The following is a 22,511-nucleotide window of genomic DNA, read 5'->3' as shown; positions in this document are numbered from 1 at the left end:
GCGTAACCAAACAATTTATTGATTAAAGAAAGCGGGTTTGTAATGAAAGTTTCTCACAAGATCTCCCTCATGATTGCCATCGCAATCCTTGGCTTATTCAGTTTGATCGGTCTCAGCTACAGTAGTCTGGAAAAAGTGTTTGAGGCGACCAACAATGCCAACGTGAACGGGATTCCAAGCATCAGTACTTTAAACGAGGTCATGAAGAAGTTTGGTCAATTGCGGGTCAGGGTGTATCGCCATGTACTCAATACCGATCAAAATGCCATGACATCGATTGAAACTGCGATTAATGAGGCGAAAAAAGGCCTCGAAGATGGCCTGGTGAAATACAGCAACGAGAACATCTTTGATGCAAAAGATAAAGAGCTGTTAGATCGCGTGCGTAAAGGTTACGAGGCATATCTACCAGGGATGACTGAAGTCATCAAACTCTCGAGAGAAGGTAAGCAAAAAGAAGCACTTGCCATTTTGACTTCTAATGCAAAAGTAGCTGAGGAGTTGAATTCTTCGATTGATGAGCATATGGCTTATAACCAGTCTTTGGCTAAGGCCTCCGCTGAAAATGCGATTGAAGTTAAATCTAGCGCTGTGACAACTGGCTTGATTGTGGGTGGTTTACTTTCGTTTGCTGTATTGGCTCTCGCGCTCTTTATCATCCGATCCATCACCCGCCCACTCAATAGCGCTGTGATTTCTGCAAATGCCATTGCCAATGGTGATTTAACGCAAACCGTTGAAGTCACTTCCAATGATGAAATTGGCCAGATGATGGCTTCGATGAAGACCATGTCCGAAAAAATCAGCAATGTCATTAACGAGATAAAAGCTTCTGCTGACAACATTGCCAGTGCCTCCGAGCAAGTGAGTGCGACGGCGCAAAGCATCAGCCAGGCCACCAACGAACAAGCCGCTTCTGTCGAGGAAACCTCTGCGTCAGTCGAGCAAATGAGCGCTTCTATTAACCAGAATGCTGAAAACTCCAAAGTGACCGACGGCATTGCCGGTAAAGCAGCCAAAGATGCTAACGAGGGTGGAGCTGCGGTAAAAGATACTGTGATTGCCATGAAGAGCATCGCTGACAAGATCAGCATTATTGATGACATTGCCTACCAGACTAACTTGCTGGCCCTAAACGCTGCGATTGAAGCAGCCCGAGCCGGTGAGCATGGCAAAGGCTTTGCCGTGGTAGCGGCAGAGGTTCGCAAGCTGGCCGAGCGTAGCCAGGTGGCTGCGCAAGAGATTGGTGAAGTGGCGAAAAACTCTGTGGGCTTAGCTGAGCGTGCGGGTGACTTGCTGGATGAGATCGTGCCTAGCATCAACAAAACCAGTGATCTGGTACAAGAGATTTATGCCGCGAGTGAAGAGCAAAGCAGTGGAGCCTTGCAGATTACGGCTGCGATGAATCAACTGAGCCAGGTGACCCAGCAAAATGCCAGCTCCAGTGAAGAGTTGGCGGCGACGGCTGAAGAGATGAGCGGCCAGGCCGAGCAACTGCAACAACTGATTGGATTCTTCAAGGTGGGGGTGGATGATCATCTGGTCTCGGCAGCCACTAAAAAGGTGATCAAAAAAGTCTCTAAACCAACGATTGGTCATGTGACTGGCGCCAAGTCAACTAACGACTATGCAGCTCAAGTCGATGAAGCACAGTTCGTAAAGTTCTAAGGAATATTGATTGTCGACATTTGCAGCAGCCTACTGGCGAGCTTGCGAGAACTGCCGACAACCTTGAAAGGAAAAGTCATGAGTGAACTGAGTGTGGCAGAGCTACCAAAAACGCAGCAAGCAGTGTTAGAAAACGGGATTCAGCAGTACCTGACGTTTGTCCTTGGGCGGGAGACCTTTGCCCTCAATATTCTCAATATCAAAGAGATTATTGAGTATGGGCAATTAACCGAGGTACCCAAAATGCCAGCGTTTATCCGCGGCGTGATTAACCTGCGTGGTGCAGTGGTGCCAGTGATTGATATGGCTGCCAGATTTGGTAAGCCTAGTGCCGACATCACACGTAAAACCTGCATCGTGATTATAGAAGTTGCGCATGCAGAGGCGACACAAGTGGTTGGTGTCATGGTCGATGCTGTCAATGAAGTGGTGGATATTGAGGCAGGCAATATTGAGCCAGCGCCAAGTTTTGGTGCCAATATCCGCGCGGACTTTATTGAAGGCATGGGCAAAATTGATGGCAAGTTTGTGATTATTTTAGATGTGAACAGCGTACTGTCGGTGGATGAAATTGCCACCTTGGCGGGTAGTAATTTCAGCGAGTCTCACCGTGCATTATAAAAAGCATTATTAAAAAGAGTTCTAAAAGTGCATTTGGATTCTGAATCCATAAATATGAAGGATATAACATGAAACTGACTGTTGCAAAAAAAATGCTGTTATTGATATTTACAGCCATTGTTGGTTTGGTTGGTCTTGCTGTGATGGGTAGCATCCAGATGAACAAGATCTTTGATACTACAAACTACACCAATATCAAGTCTGTCCCCGGATTGATTGATCTGGACCAGGCCAGGAAGCATGTGTTGCGCTTGCGTATCCAGTTAAACCGTTATGTGCTGAATGTCGATCCTCGTATTGAGGATGAGGCACTGACCAAGATTGATGAGCATAACAGGGGCTTGAATGATGCAATCGACCATTATCTGGCGAATTATGTTGCGGATGACAAAGATAAAGAGATTGCCATGCGCATGAAGCAAGGCGCCAAAGAATATGAGGCTGCTTATCAACCTCTGTTTGCAGTGGTGCAAGCCAATAAACGCGAGCAGGCTCGAGATCTTATGAATGTGATTGCACCAATTGCCGAGAAGGTAAGTGCGGCAGTCAATGAGGGGTTTGATTACAACGTCGAGTTGGCAAAAAAAGCGGCTGAAGAGGCACAAGCCACGAAATCACATGCGAATACGATAGCGATGACCGTTGCCGGGATTGTGGTGGCAATTGCTGCTGCGCTAGGTTGGTTTATTACTCAAGGTTTACTAAAACAGTTGGGGGGTGAACCTGATTATGCGGCATCCGTGGTTAAAACGGTGGCGTCTGGTGATTACACCATTCAGGTTGAAACCAAGCCTGGTGATACCAGCAGTCTGTTGTACTCCATGAAGCAAATGGTTGAACAATTGCTGGCACAAATCGGTGGCGAGCCTGCTTATGCTGCTGGCATTGTCAAGCGCGTGGCTGAAGGGGATTTGACAGTCAAAACGGATATACGACCTGGAGATAACAGCAGCATTTTGTTTGCTATCGACAATATGGTGAACCGACTCACCGGCATTATTTCTGAAGTCCGTGGCTCCGCTGACAATATTGCCAGTGCTTCGGAGCAAGTAAGTGCGACTGCACAAAGCATTAGCCAGGCGACCAATGAACAAGCCGCTTCAGTAGAAGAGACCTCTGCCTCAGTTGAGCAGATGAGTGCTTCCATCAACCAAAACGCTGAAAACTCTAAAGTGACCGATGGCATTGCCGGTCAAGCGGCTAAAGACGCCAACGAAGGCGGGTCTGCGGTAAAAGATACTGTGATTGCCATGAAGAGCATCGCTGACAAGATCAGCATTATTGATGACATTGCCTACCAGACTAACCTGCTGGCCCTGAACGCTGCGATTGAAGCCGCGCGAGCCGGTGAGCATGGCAAAGGCTTTGCCGTGGTGGCAGCAGAGGTTCGCAAGCTGGCTGAACGTAGCCAGGTGGCTGCGCAAGAAATTGGTGAAGTGGCTAAAAATTCCGTGGGTCTGGCTGAGCGTGCCGGTGACTTGCTGGATGAGATCGTGCCTAGCATCAACAAAACCAGTGATCTGGTACAAGAGATTTATGCCGCGAGTGAAGAGCAAAGCAGTGGAGCCTTGCAGATTACGGCTGCGATGAATCAACTTAGCCAGGTGACCCAGCAAAACGCCAGCTCCAGTGAAGAACTGGCAGCGACCGCTGAAGAGATGAGCGGTCAGGCCGAGCAACTGCAACAACTGATCTCCTACTTTAAAGTGGGTTCAGAAGAGACTGCTTTTGCCTCTTCAGTGAAAAAGAGCGTTAAAAAAGTGACCACGCCAGCCAGTAGCAAGTCAGCACTGCATGTAGCGACGGCCAATGCCGCCGATATTGATGAGTCACAGTTTGTTAAATTTTAATGATTGAGTGCAACATCAAAAGAGTCCCAGATGATATTTAGCACGTTTTATAGCCAATCTACGTGCTGATTTTGTAGCCGGCACGGAGCAGAGTCTGGGGCAGTTTGTGATGAGTTTAAATGTGAATAGTGTTTTGTCTGTAGGCGAGATCGCAATCTTGGCTGGTACGGTTGAGAAGCATCACTAAATGTTGAAAAGGAAGTTGAAATGAAAATGACCGTTGCAAAAAAAATGATACTGCTGATAGGCACAGCGGTATTTGGCCTGATTTTAATCGCTTCCATGGCGCAATATTATTTGGATCAGGTGTACACCAAAACCAATTACCTTAATATCAATACAGTGCCAAGCATTATCGTGCTGGATGAGATGTCCAAAGCTTATTCCGATATGCAAGAAACGGTTTACCAGCATATCGTCAATACGGATGACGCAACCATGACGCAGCTTGATCGAGTGATCTTGGAGTACCGAGCCAAGCTGGATGAAGGCGTTAAGAAGTATGAGTCTGAAAATATCACGGATGATAAAGATCGTAGCTTGATTGAGGGGATTAAATCAGAACTCAGAAGCTACGACACCGTGCGTGAACGAGTCCTGTCTCTTTCGCGCGCCAACAAGATTGATGAGGCACGCAAGGCAGTGTTTGCGGCTAAAGATGACTTCCTGAAAGTGTCTCAGGCGATAGAAGCAGACAGAAAATATAACGTGGAAATTGGTCAAAAGGCATCAAAAGACGCCTCTGACACACAGGCAACGGCTTTACTGCTCTCCCGCACAATCGCCTTGGCAGTCATCGCGCTAGCCGCCGCAATCGGCTTCTTTATTACCCGTAACCTGTTAAAACAATTAGGCGGTGAGCCGGATTACGCAGCCTCTGTTGTAAAAACGGTAGCAGCTGGTGATTACACGATTCAAGTTGAAACCAAGCCTGGCGATACCAGCAGCTTGTTGTACTCCATGAAGCAAATGGTTGAGCAATTAATGTCTCAAATCGGCGGCAAGCCAGAGTACGCTGCCTCGGTAGTGAAAACAGTCGCTTCCGGCGACTACACGGTTCAGGTAGAAACCAGACCCGGCGACACCAGCAGCTTGTTGTACTCCATGAAGCAAATGGTCGAACAATTGCTGGCTCAAATTGGTGGTGAGCCCGCCTATGCCGCAGGCATTGTGAAACGTGTGGCTGAAGGCGATTTAACCGTTAAGACAGATTTACGTCCAGGCGATACAACCAGTATTTTGTTTGCCATCGATGGTATGGTGAACCGCCTGACAGGCATTATTTCTGAAGTCCGAGGTTCTGCTGACAACATTGCCAGTGCTTCGGAGCAAGTGAGTGCGACGGCGCAAAGCATCAGCCAGGCGACTAATGAACAAGCCGCTTCTGTCGAAGAAACCTCTGCCTCAGTGGAGCAAATGAGTGCTTCCATTAACCAGAATACCGAGAACTCCAAAGTAACTGATGGCATTGCCGGTAAAGCGGCCAAAGACGCCAACGAAGGCGGGGCGGCGGTGAAAGATACCGTGATTGCCATGAAGAGCATCGCTGACAAGATCAGCATTATTGATGACATTGCCTACCAGACTAACCTGCTGGCCCTGAACGCTGCGATTGAAGCCGCGCGAGCCGGTGAGCATGGAAAAGGCTTTGCCGTGGTGGCAGCAGAGGTTCGCAAGCTGGCTGAACGTAGCCAGGTGGCTGCGCAAGAAATTGGTGAAGTGGCTAAAAATTCCGTGGGTCTGGCTGAGCGTGCCGGTGACTTGCTGGATGAGATCGTGCCTAGCATCAACAAAACCAGTGATCTGGTACAAGAGATTTATGCCGCGAGTGAAGAGCAAAGTAGTGGAGCCTTGCAGATTACTTCTGCCATGAATCAATTGAGCCAAACCACGCAGCAAAACGCCAGCTCCAGTGAAGAACTGGCGGCGACCGCTGAAGAGATGAGCGGTCAGGCCGAGCAACTGCAACAACTGATCTCGTACTTTAAAGTGGGTTCAGAAGAGACTGCTTTTGCCTCTACAGTAAAAAAGAGCGTTAAAAAAGTGACCACGTCAGCCAGTAGCAAGTCAGCACTTCATGTAGCGACGGCCAATGCCGCCGATATTGATGAGTCACAGTTTGTGAAGTTTTAACTTGAGTGGGATGCGTGTGATCTATGCTGGGAATCATAGATCACCAGGGCCAGTCGGCCAGAAGTTTGTCAAATCACATGTGATCAATTTTTGGGGGAAAGCATTATGTCTATCTTGAACTACAGGGCAGTCAATAAAAGTCGTATTCAAATTGCGCAGCAATATTTAATGCAATTGGCGAAGGGGCAATTGAATCAAGCCATTGATTTAAGTGTTCAAGATGAATTAACCCCCTTATTCCTGCAGATTTCTGAGTTGCAACAGCAGTTGGCGCAGAAGCAGCAATCGCTGGATGCTTTTACGCATGAACTCAATCACATGTCCAAGGAGCATGATGCGGGTGATATCGATGTCGTCATAAATGCAGACAAGTTTCAGGGCGAGTTCAAGACCATGGCTGTGGGGGTGAATACCATGGTCGGTGGCCATATTGCCGTGAAGAAAAAGGCCATGGCGGTGATCAAGGCCTTTGGTGAAGGCAACTTTGATGCGCCTATGGAGCAACTGCCTGGCAAAAAAGCGTTTATTAACGACACCATCGAAAATATGCGTAGCAATCTCAAGGGCTTTATTGCTGACATGAACCATATGTCCAAAGAGCATGATGCCGGTGACATTGATGTGGCGATGAACACAGACAAGTTCCAAGGCGACTTCAAGACCATGGCGCTCGGGGTTAACAATATGGTGGGCGGCCATATTGCCGTGAAGAAAAAGGCTATGGCAGTGATCAAGGCTTTTGGTGAAGGTAACTTTGACGCGCCGATGGAACAGTTGCCAGGCAAGAAGGCCTTTATCAATGACACCATCGAAAACATGCGTAGCAACCTCAAGGGCTTTATTGCGGACATGAGTCACATGTCCAAAGAGCACGACGCGGGCGATATTGATGTGGTGATGAATGCAGACAAATTCCAGGGCGACTTCAAGACCATGGCGGTCGGCGTGAACACTATGGTTGGTGGCCACATTGCCGTGAAGAAAAAGGCCATGGCAGTGATCAAGGCCTTTGGTGAAGGTAACTTTGATGCGCCTATGGAGCAATTGCCTGGTAAAAAGGCGTTCATCAATGACACCATCGAAAGCATGCGTAGCAACCTCAAGGGCTTTATTGCGGACATGAACCATATGTCCAAAGAGCATGATGCGGGTGATATTGATGTGGTCATCGATGCAGACAAATTCCAGGGTGACTTCAAGAGCATGGCAGTCGGTGTGAACACCATGGTGGGCGGCCACATTGCGGTGAAGAAAAAAGCCATGGCGGTGATCAAGGAGTTTGGTGAAGGTAACTTTGACGCGCCTATGGAGCAATTGCCTGGCAAAAAAGCCTTTATCAATGACACCATAGAGATGGTCCGCAGCAATATGAAAGCCATGTCGCGTGAAATTAACCTGCTGATTGAGGCGGCTTCACAAGGCAATTTGACCATACGTGCAGATTCCAGTTTGTATAAAGGCGATTACCGCAAGATGGTGCAAGGCCTCAATGACATGCTGGATAACATAGTCAATCCGCTGGTAGAGGTCATGGCATTGATGAAAGAGGTCGAACAGGGTGATTTGACCCAACGCATTGACAATGAATACCAAGGCCAGCTTGAAGAGTTGAAGCTGTCCGTGGTCAATACGGTAGAGCGCTTGATGCAAGTGATTGTGGAGGTCAGGGGTTCTGCAGACAACATAGCCAGTGCCTCCGAGCAAGTGAGTGCGACGGCGCAAAGCATCAGCCAGGCGACCAATGAACAAGCCGCCTCGGTAGAAGAAACTTCTGCTTCAGTGGAGCAGATGAGTGCTTCGATTAACCAGAATACCGAGAACTCCAAAGTGACTGATGGCATTGCCGGTAAGGCCGCTAAAGACGCCAACGAAGGCGGAGCCGCGGTGAAAGATACTGTGATTGCCATGAAGAGCATCGCTGACAAGATCAGCATTATTGATGACATTGCCTATCAGACCAACCTGCTGGCCCTGAATGCTGCGATTGAAGCCGCGCGTGCTGGTGAGCATGGCAAAGGCTTTGCGGTGGTGGCAGCCGAAGTGCGCAAGCTGGCGGAACGTAGCCAGGTGGCGGCGCAAGAGATTGGTGAAGTGGCTAAGAATTCCGTGGGTCTGGCTGAGCGTGCCGGTGACTTGCTGGATGAGATCGTGCCTAGCATCAACAAAACCAGTGATCTGGTACAAGAGATTTCTGCCGCGAGTGAAGAGCAAAGCAGTGGTGCAGAGCAAATTACTGCAGCCATGAACCAATTAAGCCAGGCAACCCAGCAAAACGCCAGCTCCAGTGAAGAACTGGCGGCGACGGCCGAAGAGATGAGCGGCCAGGCCGAGCAACTGCAACAGTTGATCGCTTTCTTTAAAGTGAGTGGTGAGCATCACGTGCTCAAGGGGGCAGACAAGCCAAAAGCAAAATCACAGGGCAGTAAGCCTACGGTGAGCAAATCTTTCAATAGCCCAGTGATACAAACGCCTAAAACCGGCACCTTTGGTGGCGGCATTGATGAGGAGCAGTTCGTGAGGTTTTAAGTCGTCACGGCGACGTACAGTGTCGCGTGATTGTGATGCGCTTGAAACCAACAACGAGAGGATAGAAAAATGAGTGAATTGGTAATTGCAAGAGGTGAACAGCATCAGTTAAACGGTTTTTCTGATGCCATGCAGCAGTATTTGACGTTTGTCCTCGGACGAGAGGTGTTTGCGATCAATATCCTGAATGTGAAGGAAATTATCGAGTATGGGCAGTTGACTGAAGTGCCCAAAATGCCTGCGTTTATACGAGGTGTGATTAACTTGCGCGGGGCCGTAGTGCCTGTGATTGACATGGCGGCACGTTTCGACAAGCCGACGGCAGAGATCACACGTAAAACCTGTATTGTGATCATTGAGGTTGCACATGCGACGGGAACGCAAGTGGTGGGCATGATGGTGGATGCCGTCAATGAAGTGGTGGATATCGAGGCGGGCAATATTGAGCCAGCGCCAAGTTTTGGTGCCAATATCCGCGCAGATTTTATTGAAGGCATGGGCAAGATAGAGGGTAAGTTCATTATTTTACTCAACGTTAACAAGGTACTTTCTGTCGATGAAGTGTCTAGCCTGGCGACTGGCTCGACCTTGGCCAGTGAGTCCGCAGCGAGTTAAGTAGTGAAGGGGTAGCACATGGATCAGATTGAATCATTGACAGTAAAAGAATTTGGCTTGTTTAAAAGCTTTATTTATGCACAAGCCGGTATTGCCCTGTCAGACGTTAAAAAACCGTTGGTCAGTGGCAGGCTCAGCAAACGCTTGCATTTTCATCAACTCAATTCGTTTACGCAGTATTACAAATTGATCAATGATCCCGCCAATGCAAAAGAAAAGCAGATTGCGATTGATTTGCTCACCACCAACGAAACGCATTTTTTCAGAGAGCCCAAACACTTTGACTTCTTTAAAGAGGTGATTCTGCCCAAACGTAGCAAAGGCAAGCCTTTCCGGGTCTGGAGTGCGGCGTGCTCGTCAGGTGAAGAGCCCTATACGATTGCCATGTTGCTCGATGAACATTTGGGCAAAGAGCCCTGGGAAATCGTCGCCTCAGACTTAAGCACCAAGGTCTTGCAGCAGGCGCAAAGCGGTTGTTACAACATGCAGCGTGCCTCCGAGATCCCCAGACCTTATCTGACCAAATATTGCCTGAAAGGCACCGGCGATCACGATGGTGAGCTGCTGATTGTGAAAGAGCTCCGCCAACGCATCAAATTCTTGCAGGTCAATCTCACCAAGCCTTTTCCTGATCTGGGCCAGTTTGATGTGATTTTTTTGCGTAACGTGATGATTTACTTTGATGTCGAGACTAAGCGACAGATTACTGATCAAATGTTGCCTTTGCTCAAGAATGACGGGTACTTCATGATCAGCCATTCCGAGAGCTTGAATGGCGTCACTGAGAAATTTGTCTCTGAAGCGCCTTCTATTTATAAAAAAACTGCTAATTAGTTGTTATGTTGATGCGTACCCAGCCTGCCTTGAGTTTTGGATTGTTGGATAAGAAGCCTGAAGAGGTTTTTGAGGTTTTTTTGCAGCCTGGCGAGTGGTACTGGGGCGATGCCGATACCAGAATTCGTACTATTCTGGGCTCCTGTGTGGCAGTCACGATCTGGCATCCGGCAAAACAGATGGGGGGCATGTGCCATATCCTGTTGCCGCAACGCCATGTTTCACATAAAGAAAAAAATGAAACTGCTGCTGGCAAGTCAGGCAAGTATGCAGATGAAGCGATTGCCTTGATGATGGAAGAAATGGCCAAGTGCAAGATTCGACCACAAGACTGCCAGGTGAAAGTCTTCGGCGGCAGCAATATGTTCCCGAAATTGCAGATCAATCAAAAAAACCATATTGGTGACCGTAACCTGCATGCCGTTCTGATGCTTCTGGCAGAGTATGGTTTTCATGTGCATGCCAATCATTACGGTGGCGAGGACTCACGCTATATTATTTTTGATATCTGGAGTGGGTTTGCCTGGGTGAAAAGCAAGGTTTAACGAGAATATTAATTATGAAAAAAATCAGGGTCATGATTGTGGATGATTCAGCAGTGGTCAGAAAAGTCCTTGCTGAGAAAATTTCAAAATCTTCAGAGATTGAGGTCATCTCTGCAGCGGCAGATCCCATTTTTGCCATGGATAAAATGATGAAAGATTGGCCGGATGTGGTGATTCTGGATGTGGAGATGCCCAGAATGGACGGCATCACCTTTCTCAAGAAAATCATGTCGCAGCGCCCCACGCCGGTCATTATCTGTTCGACACTGACCGAAAAGGGTGCCGAAACCACCATTCAGGCGCTTGCAGCCGGGGCGGTGAGCATTGTCACCAAGCCCAAGGCGGGCTTGAAAGATTTTTTAGAAGATGATGCCAATGACATTATCAATGTGATTAAAGTCGCGGCAAAAGCCAATCTGAAAAGAATCTCGCATGCTGAGCCTGTGGCCAAGGTCGCCCCTAAACTGACGGCGGATGCGGTACTCGCGGCGACGAATCGTGCCATGGCGCAAACCACGGAGGGGATAGTGGCAATTGGGACCTCAACAGGCGGTACGCAAGCACTGGAGGCAGTGTTGACTTCGTTACCACGTGTTTGTCCTGGCATGGTGATCGTGCAGCATATGCCCGAAAACTTTACTGCAGCATTTGCCAAAAGACTGAATGAACTGTGCGAGATTGAGGTCAAGGAAGCCGCCCATGGCGACCGCGTGATTGCCGGTCGTGCTTTGATTGCGCCGGGTGGTAAGCACATGCTGCTTAAACGCAGTGGTGCTCAATACCATGTTGACGTGATTGATGGTCCGCTCGTCAGTCGCCATCGCCCTTCGGTCAATGTGCTCTTCCGTTCGGTTGCCCAGCAGGCGGGTAAGAATGCTCTGGGCATCATTATGACGGGCATGGGGGATGATGGCGCCCAAGGTCTCAAAGAAATGCGAGAGGTGGGCGCAAAAACGCTTGGTCAAGATGAAAGAAGTTGCGTTGTATACGGAATGCCTAAAGAAGCAAACAAGCTGGGAGCCGTTGAACGGGAGGTTTCTCTGGCAAAAATTCCACAAGAAATTGTAATGTATGGTAGTGGGAGATAAGGTGAAAGCGCTGATTGTGGATTCTTCCAAGTCAACAAGAAAAATATTGTCATCTTTGTTGAAGAAATACGAGATTGAGGTTGAAGAAGCTGCAAGTCCCTTACAGGCAATCGAGTTATTAGACGGGCAGCATGTTGATTTGCTTTTGTTTTCTTACCATCATAAATCCATGAATGGGATTGAATTTTTTAAAGCATTGCCACCAAAAACACGTAGTAGCTGCGTGAGTTTGTTGGTCGCATCAAATGCCATTCACCAAATTGCGCATGAATCTATTGAGGTGGGAATTACAGCCTGCTTTAGTAAATTAAATATCTCCTCTTTAGATACCTTCATTCAGAACTTTGCACAGGCTAAGCGCAATAAACTCCAAGGTCGGGTGTTGCTCATTGAAGATAGTCCGTCTCTTTCTCAAGTCTATGGCGAGCGATTAGCAAGCATCGGGCTCCATTGCGAATTTTGTGTCGATGCTGAAGGCGCGATTCAGCGCATCAGCGACAACACTTACGATTTGGTGATTACAGACTTCAGCTTAGCCGGGATAGGCGATGGATTTTCGGTGATTAGCGCAATAAGAAATTCTCATGATGCGGCTAAGTCACGTATTCCGATATTGGCTATTTCAGGCTTAAATAGTCCTGCACGGCGAACACAATTGCTACTCAATGGTGCAAATGACTTTTACTCAAAAGACTCGTCTTTGGAGGAGTTTGAAATCAGGGTCAAGCATTTGCTGGAGAGCTATCAACTATTGCTCACATATGAGATGCAATATCAAACCATGCAATCACTGGCAACGCATGATGCATTGACCAAGTTATATAACAGACATTATTTGCGTGATGTACAGCAGCAAGTCATTTCTGAAGCCTATATGTCTTCCAAACCATTGGCGCTAATCGTGGCAGATGTTGATTTTTTTAAACAGATCAACGATACCTATGGCCATAAGATTGGCGATGAGGTATTAGCTGCGGCCGGTGCTTTATTTGCAAATTTCTTTGCGAATGAACTGTGCTTTCGTATTGGTGGGGAAGAGTTTTTAGTGATTTTGAAAAATACAACAACGTTAGCGGCCAGTCATTATGCACAAGGCTTTTGCGACTACTTTGCGAATCAACATTTATCCGGTTTGAATGTCACGATCAGTGCTGGTGTTGCCTCGTATGAGTATGGAGACGATTTTGAACATCTCTTTGCGCGTGCGGATGATGCGTTAAGCAAAGCTAAACTTTCAGGTCGAAATCAGGTGGTACTTGATCAGTCCTTGAATATGTTGTCGCTGATGGCCTGATGAGTGAGATCTGATCATCGCTTAATTTATAACTTATGATGGGGCGTTACCGTGCGTGTATTTAGTTATGTCATCGTTTTGATTTCTCTCATTTTTTCAAGTTTTGCTCGGGCAGAAGTTGAAGAAGACGGCCGTTATTGGCTCAATATTTATGCGCAAGGTAAATTGCCGGTAGAGAATTTATACTGGAGCATGGACACGCATCCGCGCTGGCGTGATGAGGGCAAGCATTTTGATACGCTGATTCTGCGCCCGTCCATTTTTTACAAGGTGACGCCCAAGGCCAGTGTCTGGTTGGGTTATGACACGATTATCAATCATCCGGCAGGCGCCTCGGCCTATCAGGAAAACCGCTTGTGGCAGCAGTTTTCTTACCAGTTTGACCCGATTGGCGGCGTGAGCTTGAGCAGCCGTTCCAGGCTGGAAAACCGTGAGCGCGAGGACTTTAGCCAGCATGCCTATCGCTGGCGGCAAATGGTGCGCGCCAGTCTGCCTTCGAGCTTGAATCCGCAATTATCCTGGGTGGTGTATGACGAGTTGTTTATCAACTTTAACGATACACACTGGGGTCCGCGCAAAGGGTTTGACCAGAACCGCCTGTTTCTGGGCGTGAACTGGAAATTCAGCGACTTTAGCAATGCAGATATCGGCTATCTGAACCAGTTTATAAATACCAAAACCGTAGACCGTGAGAATCATGTCCTCATGACGGCGATCCGTTTTAATTTTTAGCGGAATCTGTCGTTAAATGCATATGAACTTAAGTAAGATTGTTTCGACTCTGTTGGTGTTGACCAGTAGTTTGCCACTGTCTGTCAAGGCGGAGGAGACGCCGGTAGCGGTGTCCTCACCCTTGAGCTTGAGTGGCTACCTCGAGACCTACTATGTGCGTGATTTTAATGATCCGCCCAACCATAAAAGGCCCGACTTTATCTATAGCCATAACCGGGCCAATGATTTGAGCATCAATCTGGCCATGGTCAAGGCCAGTTTGAATACGCAACGTGTGCGCGGCAATCTGGCGCTGGCTTCGGGCAGTTATATGCGCGCCAATTACGCTGCCGAGCCCAAAGACTTGCAACATATCTTTGAAGCCAATGCGGGTGTCAAGCTTTCTGACAAACACGATCTCTGGCTGGATGCCGGGGTGATGCCCTCGCACCTGGGTTTTGAAAGTGCGATCGGCACTGAGAACTGGACGCTGACGCGGAGCTTGATGGCAGAGAGTTCGCCTTATTTTGAAACAGGGGCCAAACTCAGTTATACCTCAGCCGATGGCAAGTGGATGGCGAGTGGCCTGGTGTTGAGTGGTTGGCAGCGCATCCGTGCACCGCAAGGCAACACGACGCCGTCCATCGGCCATCAGCTCACCTATAAACCGAATGATCGGGTGACGCTCAATAGCAGCTCGTTTATCGGCAATGACAAATCTGACCGTGCGCGGCAGATGCGTTATTTTCATGACTTTTATGGCATCTTCAAGCTGGATGAGCAGTGGAGCCTGATTACCGCGTTTGATATTGGCGCCGAAGAAAAACCGCCAGGAGAGGGCGACGGCTACAATGTGTGGCTGGCGCCTGCTGTACTGGCCAAGTATCAGTATTCCAGCCAGTTCAGTGTTACCGGGCGCGTGGAATACTATCAGGACAAACAGGGGGTGATTATCAACACCGGCACTCCCAACGGTTTTAAAACCATGGGTTACTCGGTGAATGCCGATTATAAAGTGTGCCCGCGTGTCACTGTGCGTGCCGAGCTGCGTCAGTTGCAAAGCAGGGATGATATTTTTAATGAGTCGGGCCGTCGTCAGACTGATCAGAGTTTGATTGCAGCGACGGCGATTGCTATTCAGTTTTAATCAAGCCCATACTGAGGGCCAGGCAAGTGCGATGCGATGCAGACAAGGGTTTGCTTGCATGGCTCTACCCCAAAAATGTCAGTGTGTATGAGTTCATCTAAGGAAGCAGTTATGAATGCAGCGACACAAAATAACAGTGCAGACAGTGCAAGCGCAAAACAGACAGCGGGCGAATACCTGACTTTTATTCTCGGCAACGAGCAATACGGGATTGATATCCTCAAAGTACAGGAGATCCGCGGCTATGATCCGGTGACCCATATTGCCAATATGCCTGCCTTTATCAAAGGCGTGGTCAACCTGCGCGGCAAAATTGTGCCTATCGTGGATTTGCGTATTAAGTTTGATTTGGGCGAGGTGGTCTATAACGAATTCACGGTCGTCATTATTCTGAACCTCAGTGGTCGCGTCGTCGGCATCGTTGTCGATGGTGTATCGGATGTGCGGGAGTTGTACGAAGAGAATCTGCGTGAAATGCCGACACTGGTGACACGGATTAACACCAACTATGTGATTGGTCTGGCAACAGTTGAGAGTGAAATGATTATTCTGGTGGACATCGAGCGGTTGATGGCCAGTGATGAAATGGAGTTGATGGATAAGCCCGCCGAATAAATGCGCCGCTGCCAAACAAAAAAATAAACCTGCGCAAGCAGGTTTATTTATTGGTGGCTACTCAGGCTTACTTTTTAACCGTCTCGCTAGGGTTGTGATATCTCGCCAGCCAATGGGCATACGGGGCTGGCAACACCCAGGCGGCCTGATCTTGACCCAGCGCCTTGGCCGCAAAATAAGGCCAATGCGGATTTTCAAGGTGCGCGCGGCCGATCATGGCCAGATCCAGTTGCTCGTTGCGGATGGCGCCATCCGCCAGGGTGGGGGCACCAAAGCCCCAGGCGGAAGACACCGGAATCCCGGCTTCTTGACGCACGCGCTGTGCAATCGGCGCCAGAAAAGCGGGTCCCCAGGGAATATTGGTTTCAGGGATGGTAAAGCCGACACTCACACTGAGCATATCCAGGCCACGATCACGCCAGGCTTTCACCAGCTGGATAGACTCATTCATGGTTTCTTCATCTTTGCCATCATACTCAATCACGCCAAAGCGGGCTGTCAGTGGCAGATGCTCCGGCCAGACGGCGCGAATAGCTTCCAGGGTCTCAATGGTAAATCGTGAGCGGTTTTCAAAACTACCGCCATATTGGTCGGTCCGCTGGTTAGAGTGCGCCGAGGTAAAGCTTTGGCCCAGATAACCATGTGCAAAGTGGATTTCCAGCCATTCAAAGCCAGCGGCCAGTGCACGTTTGGCCGCAGCCACAAAGTCATTTTGTACGCGGGCAATATCCGCTAGCGTCATGGCTTGGGGGACACGCGGCAAGCCACCACCAAAGGCCAGGGCAGAAGGTGCAATCGGTTGCCAGGCACGCGGATCACTTTCGGCCATATGGTCATCGCCCTCCCAGGGTTTGTTGGCACTGGCTTTGCGGCCGGCATGCGCTATCTGGATGCCGGGGACTGCGCCTGCAGCTTTGATGGCCGCCGCAATCTTGCGCAATTGCTCTGCTTGCGCATCATTCCAGATGCCCAGACACCCAGGTGTAATGCGGCCTTCAGGTGCTACGCCGGTCGCCTCCACAATCACCAGGCCACTGCCACCGCGGGCCAGTGTCGCGTAATGCGCCTGGTGCCAGTCGTTGGCGACACCATCTTCGGCCATGTACTGGCACATGGGCGGCACCGCAATACGGTTTCTTAAGGTCACTGCTTTTAACTGGAAACGAGAAAACAAATCAGCCATAAAACGTCCTTTAACAAATGTGTGTTGCAGAATGGGTTTAAATTCTATTGTTCGAATATAATCGAACAATAGAATAATATCAAGAGGTATGATAAATTCAGACCATGCGACAAATTAAACATCCCAGCATAGAACAGGTCGAACTCACCGACCTCATGTATGCCTTGTCTGACCCAACCCGGCTAGAAATTGTCGGGCGTCTGGCAGCCGCGGGCCGAAAGATGACTTGCGGAGAGTTTGATCTTAACCGGCCCAAGTCCAGCCTGTCGCATCACTTTAAGATCCTACGCGCAGCCGGCGTGGTCGAAACCATCATCGAAGGCACCGAGCATATGAATGCCTTGCGGCTGGCAGAGATCGAACAGAAGTTTCCTGGCGTATTGCAGTCTGTGTTAAGTGCGCTCCGCCAGTCGCCCTGACGCATTGAGAAAAGCGCAGGATCTGACTGCTTCCATGCAGTCTCCGTCATCGTTACAAGTCTTGTTCAGCGTGAACGTTGACTCATCTCCCAATGATGGTTGCTTGATGTGGCTGACCATTGGGACTCACCAGTTACTCTAGGAATCAATATGTTTGCTGATCAATCCTCACTGAAATTTTCTGAAATCAAGACCAATGTGCTTAGTGGGCTCACGGTGGCGCTGGCCATGGTGCCAGAAGCCATTGCTTTCGCCTTGATCGCACATGTGTCGCCGCTCACTGGGCTGTATGCGGCAGTGCTAGTTTCTTTGATCACCTCTGTTTTCGGCGGTCGACCAGGCATGATTTCCGGTGCTGCAGGGGCCCTGGCGGTGGTGATGGTGGCGCTGGTCGTTCAGCATGGGGTGCAGTATCTGTTTGCGACAATTATCCTGATGGGCTTATTACAAATCCTGTTTGCGGTGGCCAAACTGGGCAAGTTTATTCGTATGGTGCCGCATCCAGTGATGCTGGGTTTTGTAAATGGATTGGCGATAGTCATATTTCTTGCACAGTTTAATCATTTTAAAACGATACAGGCAGATGGCTCATATGGATGGATGAGTGGGGCGCCGCTCTATATTATGCTAGGGCTGATTGCGATCACCATGGCCATTATTTATTTGCTCCCCAGATTGACGAGAGCGATTCCCTCTACGCTTGCAGCAATCATTGTGGTGTCTACGAGTGTGATTTATTTGGGGTTGGATACCAAGACGGTAGGTGATTTGGGCTCGATTGCCGGTGGATTACCAACGTTTCATTTCCCGGAAGTGGCCTGGACGTTAGAAACACTTTATATCATTTTCCCCTATGCACTCATTCTGGCTGCCGTTGGCCTGATAGAAACCTTGCTCACACTTAATCTGATTGATGAAATGACTGAAACACGAGGGCGTCCCAACCGGGAAGCCATGGCGCAAGGGATGGCAAATGTTGTGACCGCTTTTTTTGGTGGCATGGGAGGCTGCGCGATGATTGGTCAAAGCATGATCAATATCAACAATGGCGCCCTTAAAAGGCTATCTGGCATTGCGACCTCACTTTTTCTACTGTCATTTATTTTATTTGCATCGCGCTGGATCGAAATGATCCCACTGGCCGCGTTGATTGGCGTGATGTTTGTGGTGGCCGAGAAAACATTTGAATGGGGCACGCTGAATTTGTTTGGCAAAGTGCCTAAGCAGGATGTGTTTGTCGGCTTGTTAGTCGGTGGCGTGACTATTATCGCTGATCTGGCGATTGCTGTGATCGCTGGCGTGATTGTTTCTGCGCTTGTGTTTGCCTGGGAGCATGCCAAACAACTGAAGGTTTACACAGAAAAAGATAAGAACGGCATGACCGTACATCAACTACATGGCACCTTGTTTTTTGCATCGATTGCTAATTTCCAGGCCCTGTTTAATCCCGCCAGTGATGACGCGCAGGTTGTGATTGATTTTAAACATGCAAAAGTGATGGATCATTCTGCCTTGATGGCGATTGATAGCCTGGCTGCAAAATATCGTGCGGTAGGCAAGTCACTGCATTTACGGCATTTAAGCCCTGATTGTCAGGAACTGCTGGAAAGTGCCAAAGCCATTATAGAAGTCAATCTGCTGGAGGATCCAAAGTATCGAGTCTCGGATGATAAATTGGCATAAGCAAGCACAGCCAAGTTCTACAAAATGGTATGAATAAGTAAACGATGAGTATGAGATGAGTCTGATTAAAACCTATGTGATGGCTACCCTGGCAGCGATTCTGTGGGGAGCCAATTTCAACCTGGCAAAACCTGTGCTGGCTGAAATGAGCCCTTATCTGGCCGGTGCCAGCCGCTATACGATTGCGGCGATGGTCATGATCCTGATTGCCCGGTTTTCACAGGCGGTAATTCCCTTACGTGAGTGGAAGGCGTACTTGACGCTGGGGATTGTGGGTGTCTTTGGTTTTAACTTGTTTTTCTTTTTGGGCATGGCACATTCCTCGGCGATTAATGGCGCGTTGATCATGGCCTTAAACCCGCTTTTGACCGCGATCTTAAGCTATTTCATCCTCGGTGAGCGGCCCAAGCTGGCGCAGCTGCTGGCTTTCCCGGTGGGCATTGCTGGCGTCGCCATTGTGGTGCTGGGGGCAGGGGCGGAGTGGACGATTGCGACGGGCGACCTGTATATCATGATTGCATCGCTCAACTGGGCGGTTTATAACGTGTTGGTGAAGAAAATGATGCCTAAGCAGGTGAGCGGGATTGCCAGCACTGCCGGCATCATGACCGTGGGGGCGCTGGCATTGAGCCTGGCTGCGGCATGCAACGGTAGCCCGTTGGTGATGCCAACGGCACATGCCGGGTTGGCCTTGTTGATTATGGCACTGGGCGGCGGCGTCCTGGCTTACCTGTTCTGGAATGCCAGCATTAAACATTTAGGCCCTGCCAAAGCAGCGATTTTCATGAACCTGATTCCAGTCACCACCATGGTGATTGCCGCTTTTGAGCACGTTCCACCTACGCAGGGGCAATTGTTTGGTGCCGTGCTGGTGATCAGCGCCGTCAGTTTTAGCGCGCTCTCAGGGGCAAAAGCCCGTTAAGATTCACAGCAAACTTAAGGTTGATCTTGTCACCACGGCCAATGTGAGCCCGCTCACGTTCCCGTCATGCGCATGAGAGTATCTTCCTCTTCTTCAGGCTCGGTCGACTTCCAGCTATGGGGTGTATGGTCGGGTTGATCCAGTTTGAAGCGTTGGACGGACTGGCTCAGCTGGTTAGCCTGATCCAGTAATGATTCTGCTGCCGCGGCGGCTTCTTCGACCAGTGCCGCATTTTGCTGCGTGGCTTCGTCTATGTGGGTGATTGCCTGATTCACTTGTTCTATGCCTTTGCTTTGCTCAAACGAGGCTTCACTGATGTCTCGCATGATTTCAGAGACTTTTTTCACTGAACTGACTACCTCTTCCATGGTTTTACCAGCAAGGTCTACCTGTTTGACTGCATCATAGGTGTTATTGACCGAGGTGCTAATCAAGCCATTGATTTCTTTTGCAGCGACGGATGAGCGCTGTGCCAGTGCGCCGACCTCATTCGCCACCACGGCAAAGCCTCGGCCCTGTTCGCCGGCGCGCGCCGCTTCTACGGCTGCGTTCAAGGCCAGGATATTTGTTTGGAAGGCGATGCCATCAATCACGGCAATGATGTCTTCAATCTGGCGTGCACTTTCATTCATTGCATTCATGCTGGCAATGGCCTCGCGTACAACCTGGCCGCCGTTTTCAGCCACGTTTGATGCTGTCAGCGCCAGTTGGTTGGCTTCTTGAGCATTCTCTGCATTATGTTTGACGATAGAAGCGAATTGCTCCATGCTGGCGGCGGTTTCTTCAAGGCTCGCTGCCTGGTCTTCCGTCCGGCGCGAAAGTTGGTTATTGCCACTGGCGATCTCACTGGCTGCAGTATCAATCGCTTCAACTGCCTGTCGTACGGCTTTAATCGGTTCAACAATCAGGTCCAGCGTCTGGTTGACGCCAGCAATCACCTTGCGGAAATCACCAGCATGTTTCATTTCGTCAGCCCGCACCTGGATACGTCCTTCCTTGGCCGCTTGTGCCAATAGCGCAGAGTCCTCGAGTAGTTGATTAATCGCCTGGATGCAAGTATTCAGGTTGTTTTTTATTTCGTTGAAATCGCCGTAATACGGGGCGGTAATCTCGGCAGGAATGTCGCCATGCGCGATCCGCGCGACATAGCTGGCCGCCATATTCAGCGGCACAATCACCGCATCCAGCGTGTGATTCACGCCCTCAATAATTTTTCTAAAATCGCCATTATGTTTACTCGCATCCGCCCGTGTAGACAGCTCGCCTTTGACGGCGGCCTGTGACAGGTGATTGGCATCCATAATCAGCGCATTGACGGCATCAATGCACTGGTTAAGGTTATTTTTAATGGTGTTGAAATCGCCATGGTAAGTGTCCGTGATTTTAGGTGGAATGTGGCCTTTGGCAATATGATCCACATATTCTGCAGCGACATTGAGTGGAGAAATGACCGCATCCAGCGTATGGTTCACGCCCTCAACAATTTTGCGGAAATCGCCTTCATGTTTGCTGGCGTCTGCACGTGTAGACAAGCGTCCGGCAACCGCCGCCTCTGACAACATATTGGCGTCCGCAATCAGCGCATTCACGGCATCAATGCAATGATTAAGATTATCTTTAATGGCATTGAAATCGCCATGATACGTTGCAGTAATCTTGTCAGGGATATTGCCTTTGGAGATATCTGCCACATAGCTCGCCGCCACATTTAACGGCACAATCACACCATCCAGCGTCTGGTTAAAGCCCTCGACCAAGCGCTTGAACTCGCCATTAAAGGCTGCCGTCTCTGCACGCGTAGACAATTGCCCTTCAATCGCTGCTTTGGCCAGCCGGTTGGTTTCCGTTGAGAGTTTGCTCAGCGTGCGTTGGAGTACCTGCATGGAGTGCGCGACACTGGTTTCATCGCCAACAGGCAATGCAATGTGCGCTGAAAAGTCACCATCAGAAAAACGGCCAGCCAACTCTGACAACTCAACAGGATCCATACCCAAACGTTTTTTAACCGTGCTGACGATGAAATAGCCTAAGCCGCTGGCAAACGCGATCAGCAGCAACACCATCACATAATTGGCGATCTCACCCTTGGAAATGACTTGCGCTGTTTCAGCTTCCAGCGTTTGCGCTGTCTTGTTTGTGTAGATGACCACCTGATCAACAATTGTTCGATGGGCCTCGTAGGCAGCGCTTAATTCGTGCAATGCAGACTCAATCTGCTTTTTATCCTGCGCATTCAGCGCAGGGATAAATTTGCGATCGTATATTGCAAAAAAAGCCTGGCCTGAGGCATACAGCTGTTCAGCCATCAAATGCTTGATCTCGGGGTTATTAAGTTTCCTCTCCCAGTAAGCATGGCGTTTTTCAAACTCGGCCCTGAGTACGCTGACTTTTTGCTGCAGGGGGCCCGCTGATGATGCATTCATGGCGACGCTTTGCAGGATCAGTTGCCAGGTTTCGATCAGGTATTCCGGCGGGGGTAATACGTCAGCGACCAGATCCTTCTGGTCTATGATCTTGTTGTATTGCTCCCCATTAATCGCCACTGTTTTATTGGCCTGCATATTCAAAAACACGAACAGGCAAACAGCCAGCAGGATAGTCGTCAAAACGCTGACTATCAAGGTAGACAGCTTGAGACGTGCAATTTGCATGAAAAA

Annotated in this window: 18 protein-coding genes; 16 read left to right on the top strand and 2 right to left on the bottom strand. The window is 49.2% G+C overall.

Going from position 1 to position 22,511, the window contains the following annotated elements; genetic code table 11:
• The first annotated feature begins 42 nt into the window (after positions 1-42).
• The 13 genes from ACT53D_RS07215 to ACT53D_RS07155 all read left to right on the top strand — a co-directional run bounded on the left by ACT53D_RS07215 (position 43) and on the right by ACT53D_RS07155 (position 15,647).
• Complete coding sequence (locus ACT53D_RS07215; protein WP_476155351.1) at positions 43-1,668, top strand: methyl-accepting chemotaxis protein; 1,626 nt, start codon at positions 43-45, stop codon at positions 1,666-1,668.
• 78 nt (positions 1,669-1,746) lie between these two features.
• Positions 1,747-2,289 carry a chemotaxis protein CheW gene (locus ACT53D_RS07210; protein WP_476155349.1) on the top strand — a complete coding sequence of 181 codons (543 nt, stop codon included), beginning with the start codon at positions 1,747-1,749 and terminating at the stop codon, positions 2,287-2,289.
• Between the two features lie 68 nt (positions 2,290-2,357).
• Positions 2,358-4,139: a methyl-accepting chemotaxis protein gene (locus ACT53D_RS07205; RefSeq protein WP_476155347.1), complete on the top strand. Its 1,782-nt coding sequence runs from the start codon at positions 2,358-2,360 to the stop codon at positions 4,137-4,139.
• Between the two features lie 207 nt (positions 4,140-4,346).
• Entirely contained in the window at positions 4,347-6,272 is a 1,926-nt protein-coding gene (locus ACT53D_RS07200) for a HAMP domain-containing methyl-accepting chemotaxis protein (RefSeq protein ID WP_476155345.1), read from the top strand.
• A 105-nt stretch (positions 6,273-6,377) separates the two neighbouring features.
• Positions 6,378-8,798 carry a methyl-accepting chemotaxis protein gene (locus ACT53D_RS07195; RefSeq protein ID WP_476155343.1) on the top strand — a complete coding sequence of 807 codons (2,421 nt, stop codon included), beginning with the start codon at positions 6,378-6,380 and terminating at the stop codon, positions 8,796-8,798.
• A 69-nt stretch (positions 8,799-8,867) separates the two neighbouring features.
• Positions 8,868-9,413, top strand: a complete 546-nt coding sequence (locus ACT53D_RS07190; RefSeq protein ID WP_194747252.1) for a chemotaxis protein CheW — start codon at positions 8,868-8,870, stop codon at positions 9,411-9,413.
• Between the two features lie 18 nt (positions 9,414-9,431).
• Positions 9,432-10,247, top strand: coding sequence for a CheR family methyltransferase (locus ACT53D_RS07185; RefSeq protein WP_194747251.1), 816 nt, complete (start codon positions 9,432-9,434; stop codon positions 10,245-10,247).
• A 5-nt stretch (positions 10,248-10,252) separates the two neighbouring features.
• Positions 10,253-10,792 (top strand): chemotaxis protein CheD, encoded by a 540-nt coding sequence (locus tag ACT53D_RS07180; RefSeq protein ID WP_313983623.1) that lies wholly within the window; start codon positions 10,253-10,255, stop codon positions 10,790-10,792.
• 14 nt (positions 10,793-10,806) lie between these two features.
• Positions 10,807-11,880, top strand: coding sequence for a protein-glutamate methylesterase/protein-glutamine glutaminase (locus ACT53D_RS07175; protein WP_194747249.1), 1,074 nt, complete (start codon positions 10,807-10,809; stop codon positions 11,878-11,880).
• Position 11,881: 1 nt separating this feature from the next.
• Positions 11,882-13,174, top strand: a complete 1,293-nt coding sequence (locus ACT53D_RS07170; protein ID WP_476155340.1) for a GGDEF domain-containing response regulator — start codon at positions 11,882-11,884, stop codon at positions 13,172-13,174.
• A 51-nt stretch (positions 13,175-13,225) separates the two neighbouring features.
• The gene (locus tag ACT53D_RS07165) at positions 13,226-13,906 is read left to right on the top strand and encodes a DUF2490 domain-containing protein (protein ID WP_476155338.1); all 681 of its coding nucleotides are present in this window, start codon (positions 13,226-13,228) and stop codon (positions 13,904-13,906) included.
• 22 nt (positions 13,907-13,928) lie between these two features.
• The gene (locus ACT53D_RS07160; RefSeq protein ID WP_379077320.1) at positions 13,929-15,032 is read left to right on the top strand and encodes a porin; all 1,104 of its coding nucleotides are present in this window, start codon (positions 13,929-13,931) and stop codon (positions 15,030-15,032) included.
• Between the two features lie 111 nt (positions 15,033-15,143).
• Positions 15,144-15,647 (top strand): chemotaxis protein CheW, encoded by a 504-nt coding sequence (locus tag ACT53D_RS07155; protein ID WP_194747246.1) that lies wholly within the window; start codon positions 15,144-15,146, stop codon positions 15,645-15,647.
• Between the two features lie 67 nt (positions 15,648-15,714).
• On the opposite strand, the gene ACT53D_RS07150 is transcribed toward ACT53D_RS07155, so the two are convergent.
• Positions 15,715-16,830: an NADH:flavin oxidoreductase/NADH oxidase gene (locus tag ACT53D_RS07150; RefSeq protein WP_476155335.1), complete on the bottom strand. Its 1,116-nt coding sequence runs from the start codon at positions 16,828-16,830 to the stop codon at positions 15,715-15,717.
• Between the two features lie 104 nt (positions 16,831-16,934).
• Here ACT53D_RS07150 and ACT53D_RS07145 point away from each other — a divergent pair, with 104 nt between their 5' ends.
• From ACT53D_RS07145 to ACT53D_RS07135, 3 genes are all read left to right on the top strand, one after another.
• Entirely contained in the window at positions 16,935-17,249 is a 315-nt protein-coding gene (locus ACT53D_RS07145) for an ArsR/SmtB family transcription factor (RefSeq protein ID WP_379077326.1), read from the top strand.
• Between the two features lie 150 nt (positions 17,250-17,399).
• Complete coding sequence (locus ACT53D_RS07140; protein WP_476155332.1) at positions 17,400-18,932, top strand: SulP family inorganic anion transporter; 1,533 nt, start codon at positions 17,400-17,402, stop codon at positions 18,930-18,932.
• 55 nt (positions 18,933-18,987) lie between these two features.
• Complete coding sequence (locus tag ACT53D_RS07135) at positions 18,988-19,854, top strand: DMT family transporter (protein ID WP_379077332.1); 867 nt, start codon at positions 18,988-18,990, stop codon at positions 19,852-19,854.
• A 53-nt stretch (positions 19,855-19,907) separates the two neighbouring features.
• Here ACT53D_RS07135 and ACT53D_RS07130 read toward each other — a convergent pair whose 3' ends face one another.
• Positions 19,908-22,505: a methyl-accepting chemotaxis protein gene (locus ACT53D_RS07130; protein WP_476155330.1), complete on the bottom strand. Its 2,598-nt coding sequence runs from the start codon at positions 22,503-22,505 to the stop codon at positions 19,908-19,910.
• Between the last annotated feature and the right edge of the window lie 6 nt (positions 22,506-22,511).

The sequence above is a fragment of the Methylophilus sp. DMC16 genome (assembly GCF_056314045.1).
This window is presented reverse-complemented; position numbering and strand designations above follow the sequence as displayed.